4 protein-coding genes are annotated in these 2,091 nt (G+C 72.9%); all 4 read left to right on the top strand.

Annotation, left to right across the window (positions count from 1 at the left end):
• A partial coding sequence (locus tag E7Z54_RS23620) for a cell wall-active antibiotics response protein (RefSeq protein ID WP_168798458.1) occupies nucleotides 1–604 on the top strand: 604 nt, incomplete at its 5' end.
• Entirely contained in the window at nucleotides 601–903 is a 303-nt protein-coding gene (locus E7Z54_RS21770) for a hypothetical protein (protein WP_136436824.1), read from the top strand. The genes E7Z54_RS23620 and E7Z54_RS21770, both read left to right, overlap by 4 nt.
• Entirely contained in the window at nucleotides 870–1,418 is a 549-nt protein-coding gene (locus E7Z54_RS21765; protein WP_136436823.1) for a YbaK/EbsC family protein, read from the top strand. Before E7Z54_RS21770 ends, E7Z54_RS21765 begins: the two co-directional genes overlap by 34 nt.
• Nucleotides 1,419–1,506: 88 nt before the next feature.
• On the top strand, nucleotides 1,507–2,049 hold the full coding sequence (locus E7Z54_RS21760; protein WP_240769836.1) for a SigE family RNA polymerase sigma factor: 543 nt from the start codon (nucleotides 1,507–1,509) through the stop codon (nucleotides 2,047–2,049).
• Nucleotides 2,050–2,091: the final 42 nt, after the last annotated feature.

The raw sequence follows: 2,091 nt of genomic DNA, 5'->3' as shown, positions 1-2,091 counted from the left end.
CAGGCGCGGGCCGCTGCTGTTCCCCTTCACCCTGGCGCTCATCGCGCTCGGCCTGGGCGTCGTCGCCACCGTGCACCTCGCGGGCGTGGACGTCCCGGTATCGGCCTACCCCGCGACGGTGCTCGCGATCACCGGCCTGATGCTCGTGGCCGGCGCGTTCTACGGCCGCGGCGGCGGGCTGATCCTCGTCGGGCTGGTCGCCGCGGCCGCGACCGCGATCACCTCCGCCGCCAGCGAGGTGGACGCCGGCCAGATCACGCGGCACCCCGACCAGGCGTCGGAGCTCGCCGACGTCTACGAGATCCATGCCGGCGAGATCAGGATCGACCTGAGCGACATCAAGGACCTCCGGAAGCTCGAGGGCCAGACCCTCGACCTGAGAGCCGGGTTGGGTCGGATCGAGGTGATCGTCCCTGCCGACGGGCTGAACGTCGACGGCGATGCGACGGCCGAGGGCGGCGAGGTGAGGCTCTTCGGCGAGAGGAGCCCCAACAGCTCCGCCAGCATCACGTACGGCAACAACCCGTCGGACCCCACCCTCACCATCGACGCCGAGGTGCTCCTCGGCGAGATCGTGGTCCGCGCCGAAGGAGCAGCCCGATGAGCACCTACGACGACCTCGGCCCCGAGCTGCCCCGCGAGGCCCGCCCCGCCGACCCGCCGTGGCACCCCGTCAATGTCGGCCACCTGGTCATGGGCGTCGCCTTCCTCGGCCTCGCCGCCGTGTGGGCTCTGCTGGCCAGCGACACGGTGCAGCTCGAGAACGCCCGGTGGCTGCTGCCGATGCCGTGGCTGGTCGCGGGCGCCCTCGGACTAGCGACGACCGTGCTCCGTGGCCGCCGTCGGGGTCGCTCCGGCAGGATGGCGGGGTGGCACCAGGACTCCCCCAGCTCCCAGGGCTGACCTCCCTCCCCGCCCTCGACCATCCCGAGCTCGTCGCCGGCTCCGTGGCCGCGGCGCTGACCGCCTGGCCGGGCGGCGACGGCGTGGCCGTCGTCGAGATCGACCCCGACCTGGCCGACACGGCGGCGATGAGCGAGGCGTACGGCGTCCCGATGGAGGCGTCGGCCAACTGCGTGCTCGTCGCCGGTCGGCGGGAGGGCACGGAGCGGGTCGCTGCCTGCGTGGTCCGGGCGGACACCCGGGCCGACGTCAACCACACCGTCAAACGGCTGCTCGACGTCCGGAAGCTGTCGTTCATGCCGATGGAGCGCGCGGTCGAGGAGTCGTCGATGGAGTTCGGCGGCATCACCCCGCTCGGCCTCCCCGACGGCTGGCGACTCCTGCTCGACGCCCGGGTGCCCGACATCGAGGTCGCCGTGATCGGCTCCGGTGTACGGCGCTCGAAGCTGCTGCTCCCGGGTCGGCTGCTTGCCGAGCTCCCGGGCGCCGAGCTGGTGGACGGGCTGGCCGACTGACCCGCCACGCCGCTGCGCCCACGACGGCGCGATCTTCTGACAACCTTTCGCCACCCCTCACCGCTTCTGACGGGTGAGAGGAGTGCCGATGGACGGGAGCATGGTGAGCGAGCCGAGGACGCAGGACACCGCACGGACCGACGGGTCCGACGGCTTCGAGGCGTTCGTCGCGGCCCGCGGCGACGCCCTGTGGCGGTCCGCGTGGCTGCTCACCGGCGACCACCAGCTGGCCGAGGACCTGGTCCAGACCGCGCTGGCGAAGTCGTGGCCGTCGTTCGACCGGATCGGACCCGACAGGTTCGAGCCCTACGTCCGCCGAGTCCTGTTCACCACCTACGCCTCGTGGTGGCGGCGCAGGTGGCGCGGCGAGCGGCCGACGGAGAACCTGCCGGAGACGGGAGCGGACGCGTCCGACGCCGACGCGCGCAACGACCTGCTCGCCGCCCTCGCCCGGCTGCCGCGGGGACAGCGCGCCGTCGTGGTGCTGCGCTACTTCGAGGACCTCACCGAGCAGCAGACCGCGGACCTGCTCGGGGTGAGCGTCGGCACCGTGAAGAGCCAGTGCTCGCGCGCCATCAACGCCCTCCGCTCCTCTCCCCACCTGCGACGAGAGGAGCCCGGAGATGAGTGACGAGAAGTGGCTGCGCGAGGGCCTGGCCGGTGCGGTGCCGAC

Source organism: Nocardioides sp. (assembly GCF_004803405.1).
GTDB lineage: Bacteria > Actinomycetota > Actinomycetes > Propionibacteriales > Nocardioidaceae > Nocardioides > Nocardioides vastitatis.
The sequence above is the reverse complement of the archived record's forward strand: the minus strand, read 5'-3'. Positions and strand labels throughout refer to the sequence as shown.

What these genes read in the sequence shown, in the direction of transcription:
- E7Z54_RS21770 (WP_136436824.1), top strand. Translation starts at nt 601, where the DNA reads ATGAGCACCTACGACGACCTCGGCCCCGAGCTGCCCCGCGAGGCCCGC.
- E7Z54_RS21760 (WP_240769836.1), top strand. Translation starts at nt 1,507, where the DNA reads ATGGACGGGAGCATGGTGAGCGAGCCGAGGACGCAGGACACCGCACGG.